Annotated in this window: 18 protein-coding genes; 11 read left to right on the top strand and 7 right to left on the bottom strand. The window is 53.0% G+C overall.

Translation table 11 applies throughout. From position 1 onward, the window contains the following. Positions 1-37 precede the first annotated feature (37 nt). From NXT00_RS03560 to NXT00_RS03540, 5 genes are all read left to right on the top strand, one after another. Entirely contained in the window at positions 38-1,669 is a 1,632-nt protein-coding gene (locus tag NXT00_RS03560) for an acyl-CoA carboxylase subunit beta (protein WP_259077196.1), read from the top strand. Positions 1,670-1,713: 44 nt separating this feature from the next. Next, positions 1,714-1,935 (top strand): acyl-CoA carboxylase subunit epsilon, encoded by a 222-nt coding sequence (locus NXT00_RS03555; RefSeq protein WP_259077198.1) that lies wholly within the window; start codon positions 1,714-1,716, stop codon positions 1,933-1,935. A gap of 81 nt (positions 1,936-2,016) precedes the next feature. Further along, positions 2,017-2,937: a ribokinase gene (locus NXT00_RS03550; RefSeq protein ID WP_259077200.1), complete on the top strand. Its 921-nt coding sequence runs from the start codon at positions 2,017-2,019 to the stop codon at positions 2,935-2,937. Positions 2,938-2,956: 19 nt separating this feature from the next. Further along, complete coding sequence (locus NXT00_RS03545) at positions 2,957-3,589, top strand: nucleoside triphosphate pyrophosphatase (RefSeq protein WP_259077201.1); 633 nt, start codon at positions 2,957-2,959, stop codon at positions 3,587-3,589. After that, a complete protein-coding gene (locus NXT00_RS03540; protein ID WP_259077203.1) occupies positions 3,570-4,130 on the top strand; it encodes a DUF3151 family protein in 561 nt (186 codons plus the stop codon). Before NXT00_RS03545 ends, NXT00_RS03540 begins: the two co-directional genes overlap by 20 nt. Here the strand turns inward: NXT00_RS03540 and NXT00_RS03535 are convergent. Together NXT00_RS03535 and NXT00_RS03530 are read right to left on the bottom strand one after the other, a co-directional pair. Next, positions 4,114-6,459, bottom strand: coding sequence for an acyltransferase family protein (locus NXT00_RS03535; RefSeq protein ID WP_396124911.1), 2,346 nt, complete (start codon positions 6,457-6,459; stop codon positions 4,114-4,116). The genes NXT00_RS03540 and NXT00_RS03535 overlap by 17 nt on opposite strands. Positions 6,460-6,646: 187 nt before the next feature. Further along, positions 6,647-7,705: a Cj0069 family protein gene (locus tag NXT00_RS03530; RefSeq protein WP_259077204.1), complete on the bottom strand. Its 1,059-nt coding sequence runs from the start codon at positions 7,703-7,705 to the stop codon at positions 6,647-6,649. 534 nt (positions 7,706-8,239) lie between these two features. Between NXT00_RS03530 and NXT00_RS03525 the strand changes: the two genes are divergently transcribed. From NXT00_RS03525 to NXT00_RS03515, 3 genes are all read left to right on the top strand, one after another. After that, complete coding sequence (locus tag NXT00_RS03525; RefSeq protein WP_259077206.1) at positions 8,240-9,139, top strand: sulfurtransferase; 900 nt, start codon at positions 8,240-8,242, stop codon at positions 9,137-9,139. A 292-nt stretch (positions 9,140-9,431) separates the two neighbouring features. After that, positions 9,432-11,204 carry an acetyl/propionyl/methylcrotonyl-CoA carboxylase subunit alpha gene (locus NXT00_RS03520; protein ID WP_259077781.1) on the top strand — a complete coding sequence of 591 codons (1,773 nt, stop codon included), beginning with the start codon at positions 9,432-9,434 and terminating at the stop codon, positions 11,202-11,204. A 71-nt stretch (positions 11,205-11,275) separates the two neighbouring features. Beyond that, a complete protein-coding gene (locus NXT00_RS03515; RefSeq protein ID WP_259077207.1) occupies positions 11,276-11,629 on the top strand; it encodes a hypothetical protein in 354 nt (117 codons plus the stop codon). Positions 11,630-11,702: 73 nt separating this feature from the next. Here the strand turns inward: NXT00_RS03515 and NXT00_RS03510 are convergent, their stop codons facing one another. From NXT00_RS03510 to upp, 4 genes are all read right to left on the bottom strand, one after another. Beyond that, positions 11,703-13,490 carry an HSP90 family protein gene (locus tag NXT00_RS03510; RefSeq protein ID WP_259077208.1) on the bottom strand — a complete coding sequence of 596 codons (1,788 nt, stop codon included), beginning with the start codon at positions 13,488-13,490 and terminating at the stop codon, positions 11,703-11,705. Positions 13,491-13,539: 49 nt separating this feature from the next. Continuing rightward, positions 13,540-14,955, bottom strand: coding sequence for an NAD(P)H-quinone dehydrogenase (locus NXT00_RS03505; RefSeq protein WP_259077209.1), 1,416 nt, complete (start codon positions 14,953-14,955; stop codon positions 13,540-13,542). A 136-nt stretch (positions 14,956-15,091) separates the two neighbouring features. Continuing rightward, positions 15,092-16,255 (bottom strand): amidohydrolase, encoded by a 1,164-nt coding sequence (locus NXT00_RS03500; protein WP_259077783.1) that lies wholly within the window; start codon positions 16,253-16,255, stop codon positions 15,092-15,094. A gap of 271 nt (positions 16,256-16,526) precedes the next feature. Further along, a complete protein-coding gene (gene upp / locus NXT00_RS03495) occupies positions 16,527-17,162 on the bottom strand; it encodes a uracil phosphoribosyltransferase (protein ID WP_259158080.1) in 636 nt (211 codons plus the stop codon). Positions 17,163-17,257: 95 nt separating this feature from the next. Between upp and NXT00_RS03490 the strand changes: the two genes are divergently transcribed. The 3 genes from NXT00_RS03490 to NXT00_RS03480 are packed head-to-tail and all read left to right on the top strand — an operon-like array spanning position 17,258 to position 19,748. Beyond that, positions 17,258-17,539, top strand: coding sequence for a hypothetical protein (locus NXT00_RS03490; protein WP_259077211.1), 282 nt, complete (start codon positions 17,258-17,260; stop codon positions 17,537-17,539). Next, positions 17,536-18,477: a C40 family peptidase gene (locus tag NXT00_RS03485; protein ID WP_259077213.1), complete on the top strand. Its 942-nt coding sequence runs from the start codon at positions 17,536-17,538 to the stop codon at positions 18,475-18,477. The genes NXT00_RS03490 and NXT00_RS03485 overlap by 4 nt, the downstream gene beginning before the upstream one ends. 38 nt (positions 18,478-18,515) lie before the next feature. After that, the gene (locus NXT00_RS03480; RefSeq protein WP_259158077.1) at positions 18,516-19,748 is read left to right on the top strand and encodes a hypothetical protein; all 1,233 of its coding nucleotides are present in this window, start codon (positions 18,516-18,518) and stop codon (positions 19,746-19,748) included. 214 nt (positions 19,749-19,962) lie between these two features. Here the strand turns inward: NXT00_RS03480 and yhjD are convergent, their stop codons facing one another. Continuing rightward, entirely contained in the window at positions 19,963-21,048 is a 1,086-nt protein-coding gene (gene yhjD, locus NXT00_RS03475) for an inner membrane protein YhjD (RefSeq protein ID WP_259077217.1), read from the bottom strand. Positions 21,049-21,070 lie beyond the last annotated feature (22 nt).

The raw sequence follows: 21,070 nt of genomic DNA, 5'->3' as shown, positions 1-21,070 counted from the left end.
TCACAAAAATCGGCTCGAACCTTTAAACTATGGTGTTATGACAGCTGCTAAGACGAATTCTGCTTCAGCATCCAAGCCCGACCTCACCACCACCGCAGGTAAACTCGCCGATCTGCGCAACCGCTTGGCTGAGGCCACTGCCCCTATGGGGCCTGAATCCGTAAAGCGGGTACACGATGCAGGTAAGAAGACCGCACGCGAGCGCATTGAATACCTGCTGGACCAGGACTCCTTCGTCGAAGTAGATGCACTTGCACGCCATCGTTCAAAGAATTTTGGACTAGACGCGAAACGCCCGGTTACCGATGGAGTAGTTACGGGTTACGGCACTGTAAACGGACGAAAGGTTTGTGTTTTCTCCCAGGATGGGGCGGTTTTCGGGGGTGCGCTAGGGGAAGTATATGGCGAGAAAATCGTAAAAATCATGGATCTCGCCATTAAAACTGGTGTTCCACTCATCGGCATCAACGAGGGGGCTGGTGCCCGCATTCAAGAGGGTGTGGTATCGCTGGGTCTTTACTCAAAGATCTTTTACCGCAATACTCTAGCCTCAGGCCTGATTCCCCAGATCTCGCTAATCATGGGTGCCTGCGCGGGAGGCCACGTCTATTCACCAGCGCTAACAGACTTCATTGTCATGGTCGATAAAACCTCGAAAATGTTCATAACGGGACCAGAGGTCATCAAAACTGTCACCGGTGAAGAGATCACTCAAGAGGAATTAGGTGGCGCTCATACCCATATGGCCACCTCAGGGACCTCACACTATACCGCTGATAATGACGCCGATGCCCTCGATTGGGTACGTGACCTCCTCGACTACCTTCCGTCCAACAACAGAGCTGAAGCCCCGCGCGAGGCCAGCACTAAAATGGAGGGCTCAGTGAGCGAGAATATCACTGCGTACGACCGAGAGTTAGATACACTCATCCCCGATCTACCTAATCAGCCCTACGATATGACTGACGTTATCCGCCGAGTGGTTGACGACGGTGAATTCTTCGAAATCCAGGAGAATTATGCCCACAATATTCTCACTGGTTTTGCCCGTATTGAGGGACGCTCCGTGGGAATAGTGGCAAATCAACCCACCGAATTTGCTGGATGCCTTGATATTAAGGCATCCGAAAAAGCGGCTCGCTTCATCCGCACCTGCGATGCTTTCAATACTCCCATTATTGAATTCGTCGATGTTCCTGGCTTTTTACCAGGAACCGAAGAGGAATACAATGGCATTATCCGCCGTGGCGCTAAATTACTTTACGCCTATGCGGAGGCAACAGTCGGTAAAATTACCGTCATCACCCGGAAATCCTACGGCGGGGCTTACTGCGTGATGGGCTCCAAAGATATGGGTGCCGACCTCGTATTTGCTTGGCCCACCGCCCAAATCGCAGTCATGGGAGCTAAGGGAGCTGTTGGTTTTATCTATCGTAAAGAGCTCAAGCAGGCCCACCTCAATGGCGAGGACGTGGAGGCGCTTGCCGCCCGGTACGAACGCGAGTACGAGGACACCCTTGTGAACCCCTATAAGGCTGCCGAGCGTGGTTTCGTCGATGCAGTTATTCCTCCTTCTCATACTCGCGGAAATATTATTGAAGGCCTCCGCCTTCTCGATCGCAAGGTTGTGACAACACCTGCTAAGAAGCACGGCAATATTCCGCTCTAGGGCCGCAATTGGGTCACTCCGACAAGAAAAGGTAGTACTACCTCATGAACGAAAAATTTGCTGATAAGCCGCTTTTTAAGGTGCTCAAAGGGCAGCCTGACGACCAAGAACTCGCGGCCTTGGCGATGCTCATCGGCTCGCTTGCGAACTCAGCGCGGGACTCACATCAGTGCAGGGAAGTAAATCGCTGGGGAGAAATTGCTGAAGACTCAAGGCCCCACCCAATCTTCAACCCTAATGCATTTCAACATGTGAGCTTCTATTAAGGTCCGTCCTTGAGATCCTAAAGCCTTCGGAGGGTTTGAAATCCTTTTCCGGCTCATTCCTACTAGCTTGGAGCGCGATCTATGAGCGTCGTTGTCATTGGCTCTATTAATGCCGATTTGGCAGTGTCCACCGCTCGCCACCCCACCCCAGGGGAAACTCTGCTCGGAACTGGTGGGAATATCAGTCCTGGTGGGAAGGGAGCGAACCAAGCGGTGGCCGCTGCTCTGCAGGGATCCCACGTTTCTTTTCTAGGGGCGGTGGGCTCTGACGCCTATGCCCCGGTAGCTCTGTCACTGCTGGAGAAATCAGGCGTCAATCTATCGCGTATCCAGCATCATCCTGGCCCCACGGGACTCGCAGTTATCACGGTTGCAGCTGACGGCGAGAATACGATTATCGTCGTGCCCGGAGCCAATGCGGAGGTGTCCCCAGACTATATTCGCGACAATCGTGACATCATTTCGCGAGCCGATATTGTTGTGATGCAGGGTGAGCTGCCATCAGCCACCCTTGAGGCCACCCTATTGGGAGAACGGGGGCACCCACATAAAAACAGTCACCCCCGATTCGTCATCAATCTTGCACCTGTCATACCCCTCGATCGGAGGCTGCTCCTACGCGCCGATCCGCTGATCCTAAACGAATACGAAGCCCAACTTCTTCTCAACCCAGGCTCTATTCCCCAATCAGATCCGGATATTGACCGGCTAATCCAGCAATTGCTAGGTCAAGGTTTTTCCTCGCTGGTCATGACGCTAGGTGCAAGGGGTGTAGAGGTCGTCGATCACAAGCATCGCACCCACATTCCCGCTCCCCCCATTACCCCAATAGATACTACGGGGGCGGGCGATGCCTTCGTTGGTGGTCTCGTTGCCCGCCTAGATCAGGGTGATGATCTTGTTCGGGCCGCGAAATACGCAGTAAGAATTGGTGCTTTTGCCTGCACTCGATTGGGCGCACAGCGATCTTATCCTCACCAAGACGATATTCTGCCCTTCTAGTCTGCGCTAGAATGCGGGTATGAGCTCTTTGTTTATTCTCGCTTCAGCCTCTCCATCCCGTCTTGGAATTCTCCGCGGAGCGAGTATTGATCCAGACGTTCACGTCGCTGATATTGACGAAGATGCTCTGATCGAGAAATTAGCTGATAAGAACCCCGAGCACGTGGTGCAAACACTAGCCACGAAGAAAGCGGAAGCTATCGCACGCCAATTTCCAGAGTCAATAGTTTTAGGGTGCGATTCGATGCTACTTATAGATGGCTTCCTGCAAGGCAAACCTCACAGCATCGACCGGGCCATCGAACGGTGGAAATACCAGCGAGGTAAACAAGCACAACTCCTCACCGGACATTGCCTTCTGAGCCCTCAGGGGCGTTGGGAGGAAGTTACTCAGACTACCATTTATTTCGCTTCCCCCAGTGACCGGGATATTGCGACCTATGCGCGTTCCGGTGAACCCCTTGAATGCGCTGGCGCCTTCACTTTGGAGGCTATGGGGGGATTTTTTATCGACCGTATAGAGGGGGACCCCCACAGTGTTGTGGGGCTCTCTTTAGCCGTCGTCCGTCGAGCTCTTTATGCTTTCGGGATGGACATTAGTGATTTCTGGGCACCCACTTCTAAGGACAGCCATGCATCAACGTCGCTCTAGAAAACTTCCCAGGCTCGCCACGTGCCCGGACTTATTGGCCGAGGATGAGATAGAGCTCCCAGCTCTTTGGCCTATCGAGCTCCCCGCTGATAATATTCGTCATCCTATCGATATCTACTCCGTTATTGAATGTCCTGATTCGCCACTTGGCTGGGCAGAGCTGGCTGAAAATGCCCTCGATGATGCCCTATCACGAAACCCCATGAGAGCACATCACCGAATCACCGCCTATACCTATGCGTGTGCGGCATATGTGGCTAGTCTTAATCGGCTCACCGAACACGGGTGGAAAGGTACTGGTCATATCCCCTTCTCCCATCTACCCAATCAGGGGGTTCTAAGAGCCGTCGCGTGCCTAGCGCGCGCCTCGGAGCTGATCGGGGATTCGGATGGCTATGAGCGCTATCTTCGCTTTTTGCTCGAATCGGACCCGGCCTGCGTGAGCACTTTGATACCCAAACCTTCTCGTGAGGAGTTTCTGCGCACAAAACGACGTCATAGGCCACGTCGACGCAGACCGTCGTTTAAAGATCAGGACTAAGGCGCCAGTCGAGTCCTTTTTCCCACTGGTTACGCGGGTCCGCCGCCGGCTGCAATGGAATCGGCTGCGGCCGCTTCTTCTCGCTTGGTTCCTTAGTTGGGCTTGTCGACGCGGCGGGGGTAGTAGTCGATATCCGCGAAGTTGATGTCTGACTGGAGGTGGCCACGTGCTCCTTCTCAGACATTTTGCGCTCCCCACCAACCTTGTTAACAAGGTCTCCCATTTCTTTCCACAGCAGAGGGGCGAGTGTTAGTGCGAACTCGTCACTGAGGTGGTTAGCGTCTCGGTACATATAGATATTGCCCATCACTGGGGGACAGAATCCATCAGGGCAAAACCAATCAGCAGTATCGATGGCGAGCATATCTGGTTTGTTCAAATACTGCGCAGCTGGATCCTTGGCGCTGTAAATAGCGAAACGATCGCGGCCACATTTCTTGAGATCTTGGGTTTCGGCATAACACTGCGACACGATATCGGCCTGGCCGTCCGGATGGAGGAACCAAGGGTTATCGCGCACCCCCACGAAGGCGAAGCCCTCTTTTTCCAGGAAGCGCCACAAGGTGGGATAACTCTTGGGTACCTCATCGAGACGACGCCCTATCTCAAGGAGCGGTCTGGTCGAGGTAGAGAAGACAATATCGGGGTTTAACTCCTTAAGTTTGTCCACCATAACGTCGTTGAAGGTCTGGCACTCTTTACTAAAAACTCCATCTCGCTCATTGACGAAGGCGGGACATGATTGGCGCACGAGCGGGATGAGTCGAAAACCGTGTTCTTTACCAAGTAGATCCAACGGAGCCATCCACTGTTCAGCATGAGATCCCCCCACCACCACCATGAGTTTTTTGGCTTTTTTGTCCCCGTAAACACAATCCTTTTTGGGGTCGTCAATGACCATGACGGTGGGGTCTTGGCCAATAAAGGACATACACCCATCTCGCCAAGCCGGCGACATGCGATCGGGGAGCACATATGGGTCTGGTTCGACAGGTGCTTGGGGTACTCGTAACATCGATAATGCTGCGGCCCCTGGGTAAAGAACTGGATCGAGATCAGTTGCGCTGAGCGCCTCTACTTCCTGCCGCCACATATTGGGAATATAGAGTGCTGCCGATATACACCCGACTACCCCCAACGCCCCAATAAGGCGGAGGCGAGAGGACCTTGTGTCTCTTAGACTCCTCAGCGCCTGACCCATGCGTTTTTCTCCCCATATAGGTCGCTTGCCCTTTTGCATCAGTGGCTTTTCTACACAATGATGAGTCGCTACAGCTAAAACTAGGCTCACGACAATCACGCCAAGGCCTAGGACTACACCTGGTTTTTCTTCTTTAAGATAAACTGTGGAGATAATAAGTAACGGCCAATGCCACAGGTATAGCGCATACGCAATGCGCCCTAAAAAGCGCATCATAGAGCCAGCGAGGAAGCTGACCCCTGCCCCACCGCTGATAACCACCAGGGCGGCACCTCCGAGCGGGTAAAGAGTAGCAGGGCCAGGAAAAACGTTGGCACCATCAAAAAGGAAACCTGTGCTCAGCACCATCGCTACGCCTACGATGCCGCTGAGCCTTGCGAAGTGAGAATTTAGACGGAGCCTCGAGGCGGTGAGCGCTAGAAGAGCGCCAAGGCTAAGCTCCCACATGCGTGAGAAGGTGGAGTAATAATTGAGCTGTTGATTAACTCCATAGAGATAGCAGGCGTAGCCAAAGCTCATCGAGGTCACCAAAATGAGAAATATCAATACCAACCGCTCATTGACGAGCTGTTTGGCGCGCGTAGCACCCCACCGAGTACTTAGGGCAACCAGGCTACCGAGGGCGATGGCGAATATATAGAACTGCCCTTGCACCGCCATGGACCATAAGTGCTGCAAAGGGCTGACGGTACTGGTAGCCGCGCCGTAACTGGCACCCTGGATAGCTAATTCCCAGTTCTGATAATAGAAAAGACTCGCTTGCATCTGGGATGCGAGGTTAAGGCTGCGTAGCTCAGGGGTGAGAACATAGACGGCTGCCCCCGTGAGTGCAACTACTAGCGCGAGTGAAGGTACTAAGCGTCGGATAGTGCGCCACAGGGGCCAAAACGGATTGGGATCCGCTTGGGGACGGCGAGCATAACGGAGTTGGGCACCGAGAAAGAAATAGCCGGATAGCAGCAAGAATACATCGACTCCGCCGGATACTCGCCCGACAAAGACATGAAAAATGACCACAAAAGTGATAGCTAGACCGCGCAAGCCATCAAGATCATAACGATATTTGCTCGCATCGAGTTGTTCCAACGGTAACCCCACACAATCGCCAGTAGTCTTTTTACGAGCCACGCACGCTCTCCGACAACCGCGAGGCGCGAGCTTTTTTAACTCGTATCATTCTAGTAAAAGAATAGGGCTTCTAATAATTCAGACACCAAAAAACCCGCCCGCGACCTGTTCTTTTTTAAGAAAGGGTACGGGCGGGATGGGGAAGCTCTTCACCATTTCCCCACATAACCGGGGCGGGTAATTTTAATCAGTCATGCAGCGCTTCAACGCGCCCAATAGCTTCCTGGGCTACGAGCTGCTGGATCCCCATATCAAGCTCGGAGGTAAATCCTACGCAGGAGCAGTTAATTTCTCCCAGCACATAAGTGTCCTCGCCGTTTTCTCCATCGGCAAGCATGAAATCAGCGGTCCAAATAAGCGGAATATTATCTCCGCCGAGTTTCTCAGCTATCTCTGGGCGAGCGGCGGCGAACTGATCGACGAGCTCCTGCCATGCCTCCGGTTTATCGTATGTGTACTTAGCACCAGAGAACAGTGTGGCAGAGAAATTGTCCCCGCCGGCGGCTGGCTTTTTGTGCACAACAAAAACTGGGTGGGGTCCTACGAGGAGGATGCGAATTTCTCCTTCGACGATACGGGGCATGAATCGCATATCCACGAGCATGCCGTTGTCGCCGATAATATATTGGTCGCAGAAGTCCATAAAATCGCCCAGTTTATGCACCTCAGTATGGTTGTCTACAGCCTCAGTGCAGCGCACGAGGGTATCAAGCGGCAACGCTGTGCCGGGCTCCACAGTGGCCTGCAACTCGGAATCCTCGAGACGTACGCGCCAGATGCCCGAACCCGTTGACCCTCGATTCTGCTTAAGCACTCGTTCACCATACGAAAGTGAGGTGGGAAAGGTTTCATGGAAAGTAGCGACATCGTAATAAGCTGCGGTATCGGTGGGAACCAAATCGGTGTCTTTAAGTTTGACCAGAGCATCCTTAGCACCATAAGCCATCATCTCCTCAGGAGTGGACATACCGACTAGACCAGCGTCTGATAGCTTAGTCAGAAGCTCAAAATAACCCTTCTCGCCACCAGGGATGCTGCCAGGATTAACCCGAGAGATATAGGCATCAAAATTGGCAGAAATATAATCAAAGAGACCGTCAGCCCACTCAGGTCGATAGAAAACGACCTCTGCATGCCACCCCTTATCCTCAATGGCCTTGACGATGGGCATCGTATCTTTTCGGTGCCCATTAAAGCCCTTGTCAGAGCCTCCTTCAACCTCAAAAACTACAATACTCTTGTGCATATATAACCTTTCATAGCTACCAAGCTCACCGATCATCATTGCATTTATCTACCGCTATCGACTCCCCTTCGAGATCAGTGGTTCTTCATGCTGAAGGCAACGAAGCTTATAGGAGCATGCGCGGACTCTCGGTGACCTTATCTAGTGAGACTAATTTCTAATTGACGCACCCCATCCTTATCTTGAACCAGCCTCAAGAGCTGGAAAGACGTGGGTTGGGCACCTCTTTTAGGCTAACTTAACTGTCGCCATCACGAGCGGTAAAAAGCCTATGGAGTAATCAACACCACATATCTTTTCTTCGGCTCTCCCCCTTGCCGTTGACATTGTTAAGCTTTAATAGAAATTGACAAAGATTAGCATGTTGACACGTGCCCAGCGAGGCGGTTTCTAAGGTCACCGACTGCTTCCGTTCTGATTTGTCGCGGCATATCCTCGAGCTGATTGTGGTGGCTGCGAGATCGATTGCACTATAACCCAGAAATTTTCTTCATTTCCCTTAAATTGTTTATCAGAAAGGTTTAATACTTCATTATGGCCCTGCCCTTTGACCCGTACCCCCCTTTTCGCGAATTCGCGCATCCCGAACGCATAGTCTCCTCATCATGGCTATCGGCTCACTTAGGCACCCCCGGATTATGCGTAATCGAATCTGATGAAGGGAAGAGCTTATATAATATCGGCCATTTACCTGGCGCCATCCGAATTGACTGGGGTGAGGACTTAAATGACCCCCTAGCCCACGACTTTATTAGCAGCGAGCAGTTCGCTCAATTAATGCGGAAAAAGGGTATTAGCCGAGACGATACGGTTGTTATCTACGGCGAAAGATCGAATTGGTGGGCCGCATATACCTTGTGGATCTTTGAGCTCTTTGGGCACCCCGATGTTCGTCTTCTAGATGGCGGACGAGATGCGTGGATTTTAGAAGAGCGCGATATTTCCTTTGATATCCCACACTTACCTGAAAGTGACTACCCTGTGGTTGCGCGCAATGACGAGCTACTGCGGGCATTTGTCGAAGAAGTAGCCCAGGTTGTGACCCAAGATCAATCCCACTCTCTCGTCGTTGATGCCCGGAGCAACAAGGAGTACCAGGGCTTAGAGCACCGGGATGAAGCACTCGACCTCACCGAACGTCAGGGTCATATTCCAGGTGCTGTAAATATCCCCTGGGAAAAAGCCCTTTATGCCAACGGTCGCTTCCGTAAACGCTCGGAATTAGCGAATTTATACCACGATCTTGTAGAAAGAGACGAGATCATTGTCTACTGTAGCGCTGGTAACCGGGCTGCCCTAACATGGTTTGTCCTCAAGTATTTGCTAGGAAAAGAAAACACCCGTCTTTATGACGGCTCGTGGCTGGAGTGGAGCAATATGGTGCGCAAGGAAGTCCGCCGCGGCCCGCATCCCTTCGGCACTGAGACTACCTAATACTCGTTAATCGTGCTGGCCAGTTCAAAGGTGGGTTTCAGTATCGCCTGAAGTGGTAACCCCTTGTACATGATCTCTGTAGAATAGAGATATGCGAAAAGGTGATCTGAGCTACCCTTATCAGGTAAAGTTTTTTCGACAAAACATTTTAAGGGGTGTAAGCGTCGTCCTTTGTCTAGTCATAGGCTGAAAAGGGACGTGACTTACGGCGCAACCCAGCGGGGGATCTCCTCTCGAGCTTTTCAACCACCACAAGAAAATATCCACCTTAGAGTAACCAGGAGTGCTTCACGTGACTGTGGAACAGAAAAAAATCACCAAAGTACTCGTCGCTAATCGCGGCGAGATAGCCATTCGCGTGATCCGCGCAGCTCGTGACGCCAATATCGCAAGCGTCGCGGTGTACGCTGAGCCCGATGCTGATGCACCCTTTGTTTCGCTTGCCGACGAAGCTTTCGCACTGGGCGGACAAAACTCCGCGGAATCCTACCTTGTGATCGACAAAATCCTCGATGCCGCAAAAAAATCTGGCGCCGATGCGATCCACCCAGGCTACGGATTCCTCTCCGAGAACGCAGACTTTGCTCAAGCAGTCATCGATTCTGGTCTGATCTGGATCGGTCCTTCCCCGCAATCCATTAAGGATCTGGGAGACAAGGTGACCGCTCGGCACATCGCTTTAACCGCCGAAGCCCCCATGGCACCGGGAACCAAAGAACCTGTCCGCGATGCACAGGAAGTCATCGCATTCGCGGAGGAATACGGTCTGCCGATCGCTATCAAAGCCGCCTTCGGTGGCGGCGGCCGCGGCATGAAGGTGGCTTATACTATGGACGACGTAGCGGAGCTCTTTGATTCCGCCACGCGAGAAGCCACCGCCGCCTTCGGCCGTGGAGAGTGCTTCGTGGAGCGCTACCTTGACAAGGCGCGCCACGTTGAGTGCCAAGTTCTTGCCGATCAACACGGCAATGTCATCGTCGCAGGTACTCGCGATTGCTCCCTCCAGCGTCGCTTCCAAAAAGTAGTTGAGGAAGCTCCTGCCCCCTTCTTAACGGATGAACAACGCACGCAACTACACGAATCCGCAAAGCGCATCTGCCGCGAGGCTCACTACTATGGTGCGGGCACTGTGGAGTATCTCGTGGGTTCCGATGGACTTATCTCCTTCCTCGAGGTCAATACCCGCCTGCAGGTCGAACACCCCGTTACCGAAGCAACAACGGGACTAGACCTCGTGCGGGAACAGTTCCGCATCGCCGAAGGAAAGCCACTGCATATCACCGAAGATCCTGCGCCGCGCGGCCATGCTTTTGAATTCCGCATTAACGGCGAGGATCCAGGCAATAATTTCATGCCCGCCCCAGGCATCATTACCGCTTATAACGAGCCGTCAGGCCCTGGCGTACGCGTTGATTCTGGTGTGAGGCAGGGCTCCATCATCAGCGGACAGTTTGACTCGATGCTGGCCAAACTAATCGTCTATGGTGAGACTCGGCAAGAGGCGCTCGAGCGCTCCCGGCGCGCCCTGGCGGAATACACCATCGAGGGTATGCCCACCTCCTTGAATTTTCATCGCCATATCGTGGCAAACCCCGCCTTTATAGGCTCTGATGAGGATTTTGATATCTATACCAAATGGATCGAGGAGGAATGGGTCAATCCCCTTGAACCCTTTGCCGATCCCGACGAGATCCCCGACGACGAGGAGTCATCAGCGAGTACCACGGTGGTCGTTGAGATTAATGGGCGCCGCGTTGAAATTGCTATCCCTGCAGATCTGGCCCTCGGTGGCCAAACTCCTCGTAAAAAAGTTCGCAAGCGGCGCTCCAGCGGAGCTAAGACCCAAGCTTCAGGCGATGCCGTTATCGCCCCTATGCAGGGCACCGTCACTAAGGTATCTGTCCACGAAGGCGATGAGGTATCCGAGGGCGATGTGGTGGTGGTACTGGAAGCAATGAAGATGGAAAACCCCGTCAAGGCTCATAAATCGGGAACTGTCACTGGCTTAAGCGTCGAAACTGGCCAAGGTGTCAGTAAGAATGACGTGCTCCTAGAATTGCAGTAGTCCGCCCAGTCCCCTCACGGTATGGGAGGGGATACTCCAGAGGCCCCTAACTGCGGCTAAACTACAAAAGCATGGACGTAATCGAACTCAATGGGGGACGCTTTTATTTGCGCCCGCTTCACGACGACAACCGCATCGATGATCGCCCCGCTCTCGCGCAGATCACCGATAATCCCCAGGAGATTCTCACTAGAGCTCGAAGCTCAGCGAAAGACTATTACTGGGCAATCTGCGAACAAACCCGCGTGGATATGGTAGCTCTCGCTCACTTCGACGGGACTATAATCACCACAACTCCTATCGGCGACCCTGATAGAGTTCTCCCCAATGATCCGGTTCTGCCGGCGATGACCGTTCAGGACGCTGCTGATTTAGGCCGGGAAGTTGTAGCACGCTATATAGACAGTCACAACCACTCAATTTGAGAAAGATCAAGAGAAAAAAAGGGGGTGATTGGATACCACCCCCTCTTTTTTCTATAGGGGGGTAGGGGTACCCCTACTCCCCAATAGAGATATTGATGAGCGCGGAATAAACTTCAGTTGCCCACGTTCGCGCCTGTATATTCAGCGAGTGGCGTCCTGCTAGGAGCGCCTGGATATACAAACCCCTAATGGCATTCGTGATAACCGGCCTCCCCTGAGCCTTGAGCAATTGGTACACAAGTGTCGACTGAGCATTGAGGACAAGCTGGGCGCGAGCGTCGTCAAGCTCGGGTTGTAATTTCTCGAACTGATCAAGTAATCCTGCTAACCCAGAGTCTCCCACCGCTTCGCGAGCATTTTTTTCCAAGACTCCAGCGCCCGCTGCGTCGCGCGGTACAACTAGAACTGGCACGCTTGAAGGATTAAAATTGCGCACAATCACCGCTATGTCTTGGCCCTCCAGAGCCTGCTGGCAGGCGGCAATGAGGGGAAGGAATTGAGATTCATCGCTTGGTGAGAGTTTCTTAAAAGCGCCCACGATATCAGCCGTAGTTACTGTCACAACCGCGTGATCCGGATGATCGAGACGAACCTGCTCAATGATCTCCTGATCGTAGACATACCCGGCGTTAACGACCACCAAATCATTGGCAGCAGCCACGGGCACGATCGCCTGGAATTGATGGTCGGTTGCACAATAGCGCAGCGGACCCTTCGCCATAACTGCACCAAGCGTGAGCCGACCATGCGAGGTTTCCATCGGTACAGCGCGCACGACGAGGTCCCGAGTTTCTCGATCAGTCGTAGCTAGGGCTTTCAGACCCGCCATATGCAGGCTGAGGAAACGTCTAAACTCGTCATCCTCAAGTGAATTCATCCATGCGCGAATAGCTTTACCAATTTGTTCACGGGTGTCGTCTAATAGTTCATCGTCGACGATATCGTCGCGACTCGCTGTGGGCCTGAGATAATCAGTATTACCTACGACGCGCACGAAATATGCCCATTCAGGGACCAGATCGGTGATTTTGGATGACAGTAAGATATTGCGGAGATAAAGCCGATGCCGTGCGCTACTCCCTGGATGAGTGGCGTGGCCATAAACGAAAGCGACCCCGGTGAAACCAGCGATCTCTACGCTCACATCGATGATGGCAAAAGGTTCGAAACCGAAATGCTGCTTACACCATTGCACTTGGCGCCGGCGGGTATCCTCCCACACAGGGATAGGCTCGCTGATGAGGACCTCACCCCCATATACCCCCTCTACCCCAATAGTGACGGGGAGATATTCACCGTAACGGCGCGCGATCTCAGCGATCTGCTGCTTATCAAAATCGGCTTCACCGGGAATTGCTTGCAAAACCACGAGCGTGCCCTGCCGCGGTAGATCGTCACGATCTGCAATAGCTGACACCTCCCACGTGCCGTTCGCATGACCACGCCAACATACGGTTGGAGCGTTATCGCCGTTCTTGGTGTACACCGTGATCTCGTTGGAGACGAGAAAACAGGAAAGTAGGCCGATGCCAAATTGACCCAGATAGTCCGATCGGCGGAGTCCGAATTCGTCGCGCTTCGACGAGCCGCCAATGGTGGCTAGGAGCTGCTTCGCTTGATCCTCGGTGAGCCCAATGCCATTATCGATGACCTTGAGCTCGCGTTTATCCACGATCAGACGGATGGTACCCCCATCATCCCAATGGGGATCGGCAAGGGTACGCGCGTGGATAGCATCGACTCCATTTTGCAACAGCTCCCGAATATACACATTGGAGCTGTTGTATAGATTGCGCGACAGCAGTTCAACCATGCCGCCCAAATCTACTTGGAATTGACCTTGTTCATTCGAGTTGGACACACATACCTCGTCGTGGGGAAGTTGGGGGATCTAGAGTATTTGAATCTTTTTAGCACAGATCGTCGTGCACGATTAATTGGCGCGCAGCTTCGGTGATTGAGCCGGAAAGGGAAGGATAGACTGCGAATGTACTCGCTAACTGGTCAACGGTAAGCTGATTGGTCACCGCCACGGCGATGGGAAGAATCAACTCCGATGCCGTTGGAGCCACCACCACTCCCCCGATAACGATGCCAGAAGCTCTGCGGCAGAAGATCTTGACAAAGCCGTGGCGTAAAGAGCGCATCTTCGCTCGGGGATTTCGCGGGAGAGGGAGGGTATAGGAACGGGCAAAAACTTCACCCGATTCAATATCGTGCTGGGTGACCCCCACAGCAGCTATCTCGGGGCGGGTGAATACCGCGGTAGCTACCGTCTTCAACCGTAACGGGGTTACCCCTTCCCCCAATGCGTGGTAGATAGCGATACGGCCCTGCATAGCTGCCACCGATGCCAGCGGGAACTGATCAGAACAGTCGCCGGCGGCATAAATACCCGAAATATTGGTACGCGATACCCGATCAACTTTGATATGACCAGAAGAGGTCGTCTCTACCCCAAGCTTCTCTAGACCCAGATTTTGGGTATTGGGAATAGATCCTACTGTCATCAAAGCGTGAGAGCCTGTAATCACGCGACCATCTGTTGTACGTACACGCACTCCCGTATCGGTGGCGGTGACACTATCAACGCGAGCATGTTTTTCCAAAGATACGCCGCGTTCTGCGAGCACGGTCTCAAGCACATCAGCGGCGTCTGCATCATCGTGGGGCAGAATGCGATCGCGGGAGGCTACCATTGTCACCTTGACGCCGAGTTCAGCGAAGGCGGATACAAATTCTGCTCCAGTAACCCCGGAGCCGACGACGATCAAGTGCTCTGGGAGGGTTTTTAACCTGTAGATTTGGCGCCATGTAAAGATGCGCTCCCCGTCGGGTTGAGCTTTAGGCAGGATGCGCGGAGTGGTTCCCGTAGCAATAAGGACCAGGTCGCCTTCGAGGGTTTCCTCGCTGCCATCACGTCCGGTCACTTTGACATAATGTCTGGTCTGCTTGGGACTGTAATCATCGAGAACCCCATAGCCGTCGATAATACGTACGCCGGCGGCAGTAACGGCAGCCCGAATATCACTGGATTGCTCACCTGCGAGTTGCTGTACACGCTCGTTGAGAAGAGTGAGGTCCAGGTCCGTTTCGTTGAGGCTATCGCCTAAACCCATATCGTCGGCGCGCCGCATATCGGTCTTGATATTGGCACCGGCGATAAAGGACTTCGAAGGCACGCAGTCGGTGATTACTGCGGATCCCCCGAGGCCCTGCTCTTCGACGAGGGTTATCTGCGCGCCATATTTCGCACCTGTTAAGGCCGCCTCGTAACCCGCGGGACCGCCTCCAATGATGATGATGCGCTTATTAAGACTGGACAAACGTCGTTACCTCCGGCACTAATGTCGATCGCGCACCTTTAAGGTCGAATATACATAGCGCGCGAGTATGAGAGTTTGCCTAAGACTTAGGCATTTCTCACTTAGTCTAGTGCGAAGCACGGGGAAGTTTCGTTCTTTATCGCTGTTCTTGTTCCAACACACCGGCGAAGAGTTGCACACCGACTGGTATGGACGCTGCGTCTGCCAACATGGTGGCTTTATGTAGATCGCCTGGTGAGTGGGTGCCGTCCCAGCACCCTAGTCGAGCCATCGCACCTGGAACAGTTTGTAAGTACCAAGAGAAATCTTCACCGCCAGCCGATTGGGACACTGGAACCGTGGAGGACCGGTCGCGCATTTGTGCCGCCTTGGTGAATATCTCCACGGCCTCCACATCGTTGATAACGGGGGGAACGCCACGGGTATAAATGATCTCGTGCTCACAACCAGTCGGTGCCAAAACCTGCGCAATGAGTTCTTCAAGCAATGGCTGCAGCTCGTGCCATACTTCGATGCGACCGGTGCGCACGGTACCGCACACGGATCCTGTCTCGGGGATAGCATTGCCCGCTCGACCCGCATGGATTGCGCCGAATACTAAGACGGTGCTCGTCGACGCATCGACGCGTCTGCTCAGCAGGCCTGGTAGGTCAATGACTAATTTAGACAGTGCATAAACCACATCACTAGTGAGATGGGGTCTTGAGGAGTGACCACCTGGACCACTCACTCTGATCTCTACCAGGTCACCCGCGGAAGTGAGCGCACCTACCTTCAAACCTACGGTTCCAGTTCGGATCTTCGGTTCGGCATGAAGGGCGTAGATTCTCTCTACCCCCGACAGTACCCCTAGTTTCACAATCTCGGGGGCACCTGAGCCCATTGCTTCTTCGGCTGGTTGAAAAATGATCCGCACATTGCGCCGCACGAGACCTTGTCGCTGGGCCTCTATAAGAGCCCGAGCGAAGCCCAATGCGACTGTAATGTGTATGTCGTGACCGCATGCGTGCATAATATTGTCGTGGCGCGAGCTATAAGGGGCGTTAGTGTGCTCGTGAATAGGTAACGCATCAATATCTGCGCGAAAGGCTACGCTACCCATCCTAGATTCAGGATCGGCAACGATATCGACTACCAACCCAGTACGCGGGAACAGAGTAGGTTCGAGTCCCCCTTCTCTTAGTTTCTCGGCGATAAAAGCGGTGGTATTGAACTCTTCGTTCGATAATTCAGGATACATATGGACATGGCGTCGCCAGTCCATGAGTTCTTCGTGGTGCTCCTCGCACCATGCGCTCATAAAAGCGTGGAGATTCTGATTATCAGTATCGTTCAAGTTCATCCTCTTTAGTCACCGTTTTTGAGTTGTCTTTACAGGGCGCCTGCACCCTCCTTAATGTAGCCTTAGTGAGCCGAGCTACCAATGTGCGGGTTCTCTTCGGTTGATTCGTGCCCTGGTAAGAGCACAGTGTAAGAGCACAGTGCACACCCCTTGAGAACTAAATCTTGCGGGGTGTGCTACGAAGATCTAGAAGATCTATTCGGCATCGACCTTTGGTAGTGCCAGATAGTTAGAGATCGATATTGCGCGGGCCGTAGAGTCGATCGCCAGCATCGCCTAGACCGGGGACGATATAAGCATCGTCGTTAAGATCAGCATCAATTGTTGCGGTCACGAGGCGCACGGGCAGGCCTGATTGGGCGAGCGCATCGACACCTGCTTGCGCCGAAACCATACAAACAGCAGTGATATCGGTTGCGCCTCGATCATGAAGGATTCGGATGGCGTGCAGCAAAGAACCACCGGTGGCCAGCATGGGGTCTACAACGAAGACGGTGCGGCCCGAGAGATCCTTAGGCAGTGCCTCCAAATAAGGTACTGGCTGGTGAGTGACTTCGTCGCGAGCCAGTCCGATAAAACCAACCTGGGCATCAGGGATCATTTTGAGGGCGGGGTCGATCATACCGAGTCCTGCGCGAATGACCGGGACAATAATAGGAGGATCTTGGAGTCTAGTCCCTTCGGTTTGCGCGACGGGTGTGACGAGCGGAAAGGTTTCGACGGGCAGCAGACGCGACGCCTCGTAAATGAGCATGGCGCCGAGATCTGCAAGTGCGGCACGAAAGCCAGCGTTATCGGTGCGCTTATCGCGCATAATTGACAAGCGAGAAGCTGCTAGTGGGTGGTCCACGGTCAAAATATCCATACCCGTCATCGTAGCCCCTCACCCATACTCACCTCTACTTTTCTCTTGTAGGGCGCCAACGGAACCGAAAGGGAGTAGGTGAAGTCTTAACAAGCATGACCAATACGTTGAATATTGCACCCGAGACTGTGCGCTCGCTCGCCAAAGATGTCCTCGATTTAGCTCAGACTCCCATCCCAGAGCACCTTCTCCCCGGTGAAATATTGCCAGGGGTAGGCGACTATATCACCGCTTTTAATGCTTGCGTGCACGCCCTGGGGTCGCGAGCACAAAACCAAATCCAATACGTAGAGGAAAGCACCGACCGTGCGTTGAAATGGTTGCATACGATCGAAACCGATGACCTCACCCTTGCCGAAAGGTTGGCCCAACAATGATGGACTTTATATCTGAGGCTGAGAAACTACTTCAGCCCCTCAACCCTGCACCGCTACCACAGGTCCCCAACTTTGAGAAGGTAGGTCCTTTGGCTCAGGAATTTGGGGTAGAGCCTGCAGTATTCTTAGCGGAGAATGTCAATCTTATTAGAGACACTGTAGAGGCTGGCCAAACTGTGCTGCCAGCCTTAGGTTTAATCAACCAAGCCCGTATAAAATTGCAGCAACTCGCCTGCAAATTCTTCGCCCGTGCTATCGCTTTGCTCAGCCAGGTGGCAGTCCCCAACCCCGCCATCAGTGGACCAGCTCTTACCATGCTCCTGCGGCTGCCAGCGCAATTTCTAACTCAGGCCTACTGTATTCTCGAGCAATTGAAATTAGCATTAAGTCCCTATACCAAGGTTCTTGAGGATGTCTCGCAACGCGGGAAATTTCTAACTCTGAGTACTCAGCGGATGGTGACCAAGGAACTCATTCCAGCCCTTAAAGATGCTTGCAAAGCTGCCGACATTCTCCCACCCACAATCAGCTCGCTCGACTCAGAATCTTCGGGTGAACAAGCACTAAGCTCAACTTCACACTCACCTGACCAGAGCCAGATGAGGGGACATAAAGCTGTAGAGATCGCCCGCAGCGCCATCGGCACTCCATACCAGTGGGGTGGCACCTCACGCCAGGGTTTTGACTGCTCAGGGCTAACCCAGTGGGCTTGGCGACAAGCGGGAGTGGAGTTACCTCGCATTGCTAGCGAGCAAGCCGTGGGACAACCAATTAGTCGCGAAGATCTCGCTCCCGGAGATCTCCTGGTGTGGAGCGGACATGTGGCCATGTACTCTGGCGATGGAATGATGATCGAGGCTGGTAATCCGGTCTCAGAAAATCCCCTCAGGACCACCAATATGGGGATGGATTTCAAGGGCTTCTTCCGCCCCCAATAGATGCACTTTAACCATATAAACGGCTAGGATATATCTCCATGAGTAAAAACGGCATTTTCCCAGTAAAAATCTCTTTGACCGAGGGTGATTTCTTTACCCTGTGGGCTCCCGAATGGCGCGAACACGGAGCGGAGTGGCAAGCCTTCCTTGGAAAGGGCGATGACCTCTTCCTCTTCGAGTCGCCAGCCCATATGCTTATTTTTATTGAAGAAAATGCTAGCCATGACTTGAGTAGCCACCCTAAGTGGGCGGCGTTTAATCACCTCGGTGCCGAGCGTGTGGTTCCCGATGCTAAGCACTACTATGATCTGGTTGGCCTGCCAAAGATTCTCGCCGATCGCCCGAGCTATGAGAATGTTTCTCATGTGGCGCGCACCTTCAAGATCGCCCGCAGCCTAGCTGACGTCATGGCCGCCACAAGTGTGCAGGTATTCTTTTCTTCTCACTCCATCCTGAGCAATGCTGAGCGCGGTGCAGACCATTTCAGCGGTGACGCAGGCGCCTCTGAATGGACAGCTATTGGTCGTGTGGTGCTAACCAACTGGGATAAGGTGGTCGATGCCCTCGATGAAGCCGTCACCATCGCCCCTGATGCCGAGGCTGCGGCTCTCGCCGATGCGGAAGCCCGCGTAGAAGCTGGCCTTGTTGCTGCCGCGGAACTTCTCGAGCAAGAAGAGGCCAGAAGAAAGCAAGAGGCCGAGCGTGTTGACCCTTATGACACCACGGTCTGGGCTGCGGCTGGTATTGATCCCATCAAAATTTCCATCTCCGGGCGTACCGTTTATACTCTGCGTACCTATGTTGAGGCACAGCCAGTATTCTTAGGCAAATATGGAGAAATTTTCACATTCTCCTCCTCCAAAGCCCTGGTCCGCTGGCTAATCGAACATACAGAGCATGACCTCGCTATGGTAGCTACCTGGGAAGATATTATGACCGCAGCCAATGCTGGCACCCTTGAGGTCTCCGTTCATCCCGACAACGTCTACTCATTCAATGGGATCGCCCGCGATATCGCTCAAGGCCCCGAGAGCGTTGATAAGACTCAAGTATTGCAATCCTATGAACTGCTTGCCGACGCCGCCGACTGGGCTCAAGACGATTCACTTAACGCCTTCTTCTTAGCTAACCCTCGCATGCAAGACTATATTTCTTATATTACGGGCGGCACCCGCCAAGTTGGCTATACCCCGACGCCTCCTTATGACGAGCACACCACCTTGTGGACTCAGCTGGAAGAGATGCTTACTAAGCGCTTCTCTCGCTTCTAGTGTCATACTCAAACCCCCACCGCTTCTGAGCAGGTGGGGGTTTGAGTATATCTATCCCCGATGGTGGTTGATATACGCACTCCGGTTGAACAGAGTACCTACCCGGCCTACCGCGGCGGGTACCCCCCATATCTCCAATAGGGTTGGGGGCCAACACACTACCCCCGCACCCACAAGTTTTTATCTTTGGGGTGCGGGGGTAGTGCGATGGCGATTACTTCTTTTTCAAGAAGAAACTCACGACTCCAGTCACTGCCGCTCCGAGTGCTAAGCCTGAGCCGATTGCGCCACTAGACGATGCTAGTGGAGTAACCTTGACCTGCTCTCGGACACGAATGATAGCTGGAGGTGGTGGATCCAACTTCGCGATAGCAAGAGCTTCCGGCGTCGTGGCTGCCCACGCGCTGCAGTACAAGACGATTCGCCAAATAAAGTAGAAGAGCACCATTACACCGATAATTGGGCCGAAGGTCGCACCTGCGGGGTTGCTCAGGGCATTGGAGAAGAAAAGGGAGCCCAATTGCTTGAATACTTCAAAGGCTAGAGCGCCGATAATGCTGGCATGAAAAGCCGATTTCATGGGAACGGGGCCACGTGGAAGGCGCTTCATGAGCCAGAAGAACACCAGGAAGTTGGCCAAAATACCTAGGGCTAAAGCTACCACTGTAGTCATCCACTGGATCCCGGGGATATCCTCGAGGCCAAGGAATTCGATCAGCTGGGAAGTTAGACCAGAACTGCCGATAACAGTGATGCCAATAGCAACGATCATGAGCACCAATAGTGCAATGAGACGAATAAAATCGTTGAGCTTTGTTTTAAAGAAGTTTTCTTCCTTGATGGGGTAGTTCCAAATCATCGAAATACCCGTGGTGAGATGGAATACCCAGTTCAGGCCGGACCATAGGGCAGTGATTCCGCCGATTCCGAACATGGCACCACGCTGTTCAATGGCGGTGTCGATAATTTCATTGAGGGTTTCCCCCATCTGGCCGGAAACCTGAGCAGTAATGCGCTCGTTGATGTCCGCCAAGAGTTCGGGGCGGCTGGCCAAAACAGTTGCTATACCAGCGAAGATAAGCATGAGTATGGGGAACATACTCAAGACTGAGAAATAGGTAATACCTGCGGCAAACTGGTTTCCCCCGTTTTGGGTATAACGCTCGGTCATGAGCATGACATGATCAAACCAGCCCCATTTGGCACGGTATTTATCCATCAAGCCTTTTTTATCTTCGGTCGCTCGTTCAATCCCATACTCGTCCTCTTTAGTACGGACTGGGTGCTTATTGGTAGCCAAAAATCTGTCTTTTCTCGTTAAT

The organism is Corynebacterium sp. ES2715-CONJ3, assembly GCF_024814365.1.
Classification (GTDB): Bacteria; Actinomycetota; Actinomycetes; order Mycobacteriales; family Mycobacteriaceae; genus Corynebacterium.
This window is presented reverse-complemented; position numbering and strand designations above follow the sequence as displayed.

Coding starts and splice junctions, on each gene's coding strand:
- NXT00_RS03560 (WP_259077196.1), top strand. CDS start 38: ATGACAGCTGCTAAGACGAATTCTGCTTCAGCATCCAAGCCCGACCTC.
- NXT00_RS03555 (WP_259077198.1), top strand. CDS start 1,714: ATGAACGAAAAATTTGCTGATAAGCCGCTTTTTAAGGTGCTCAAAGGG.
- NXT00_RS03550 (WP_259077200.1), top strand. CDS start 2,017: ATGAGCGTCGTTGTCATTGGCTCTATTAATGCCGATTTGGCAGTGTCC.
- NXT00_RS03545 (WP_259077201.1), top strand. CDS start 2,957: ATGAGCTCTTTGTTTATTCTCGCTTCAGCCTCTCCATCCCGTCTTGGA.
- NXT00_RS03540 (WP_259077203.1), top strand. CDS start 3,570: ATGCATCAACGTCGCTCTAGAAAACTTCCCAGGCTCGCCACGTGCCCG.
- NXT00_RS03530 (WP_259077204.1), bottom strand. CDS start 7,705: ATGCACAAGAGTATTGTAGTTTTTGAGGTTGAAGGAGGCTCTGACAAG.
- NXT00_RS03525 (WP_259077206.1), top strand. CDS start 8,240: ATGGCCCTGCCCTTTGACCCGTACCCCCCTTTTCGCGAATTCGCGCAT.
- NXT00_RS03515 (WP_259077207.1), top strand. CDS start 11,276: ATGGACGTAATCGAACTCAATGGGGGACGCTTTTATTTGCGCCCGCTT.
- NXT00_RS03500 (WP_259077783.1), bottom strand. CDS start 16,255: ATGAGCGCATGGTGCGAGGAGCACCACGAAGAACTCATGGACTGGCGA.
- upp (WP_259158080.1), bottom strand. CDS start 17,162: ATGGATATTTTGACCGTGGACCACCCACTAGCAGCTTCTCGCTTGTCA.
- NXT00_RS03490 (WP_259077211.1), top strand. CDS start 17,258: ATGACCAATACGTTGAATATTGCACCCGAGACTGTGCGCTCGCTCGCC.
- NXT00_RS03485 (WP_259077213.1), top strand. CDS start 17,536: ATGATGGACTTTATATCTGAGGCTGAGAAACTACTTCAGCCCCTCAAC.
- NXT00_RS03480 (WP_259158077.1), top strand. CDS start 18,516: ATGAGTAAAAACGGCATTTTCCCAGTAAAAATCTCTTTGACCGAGGGT.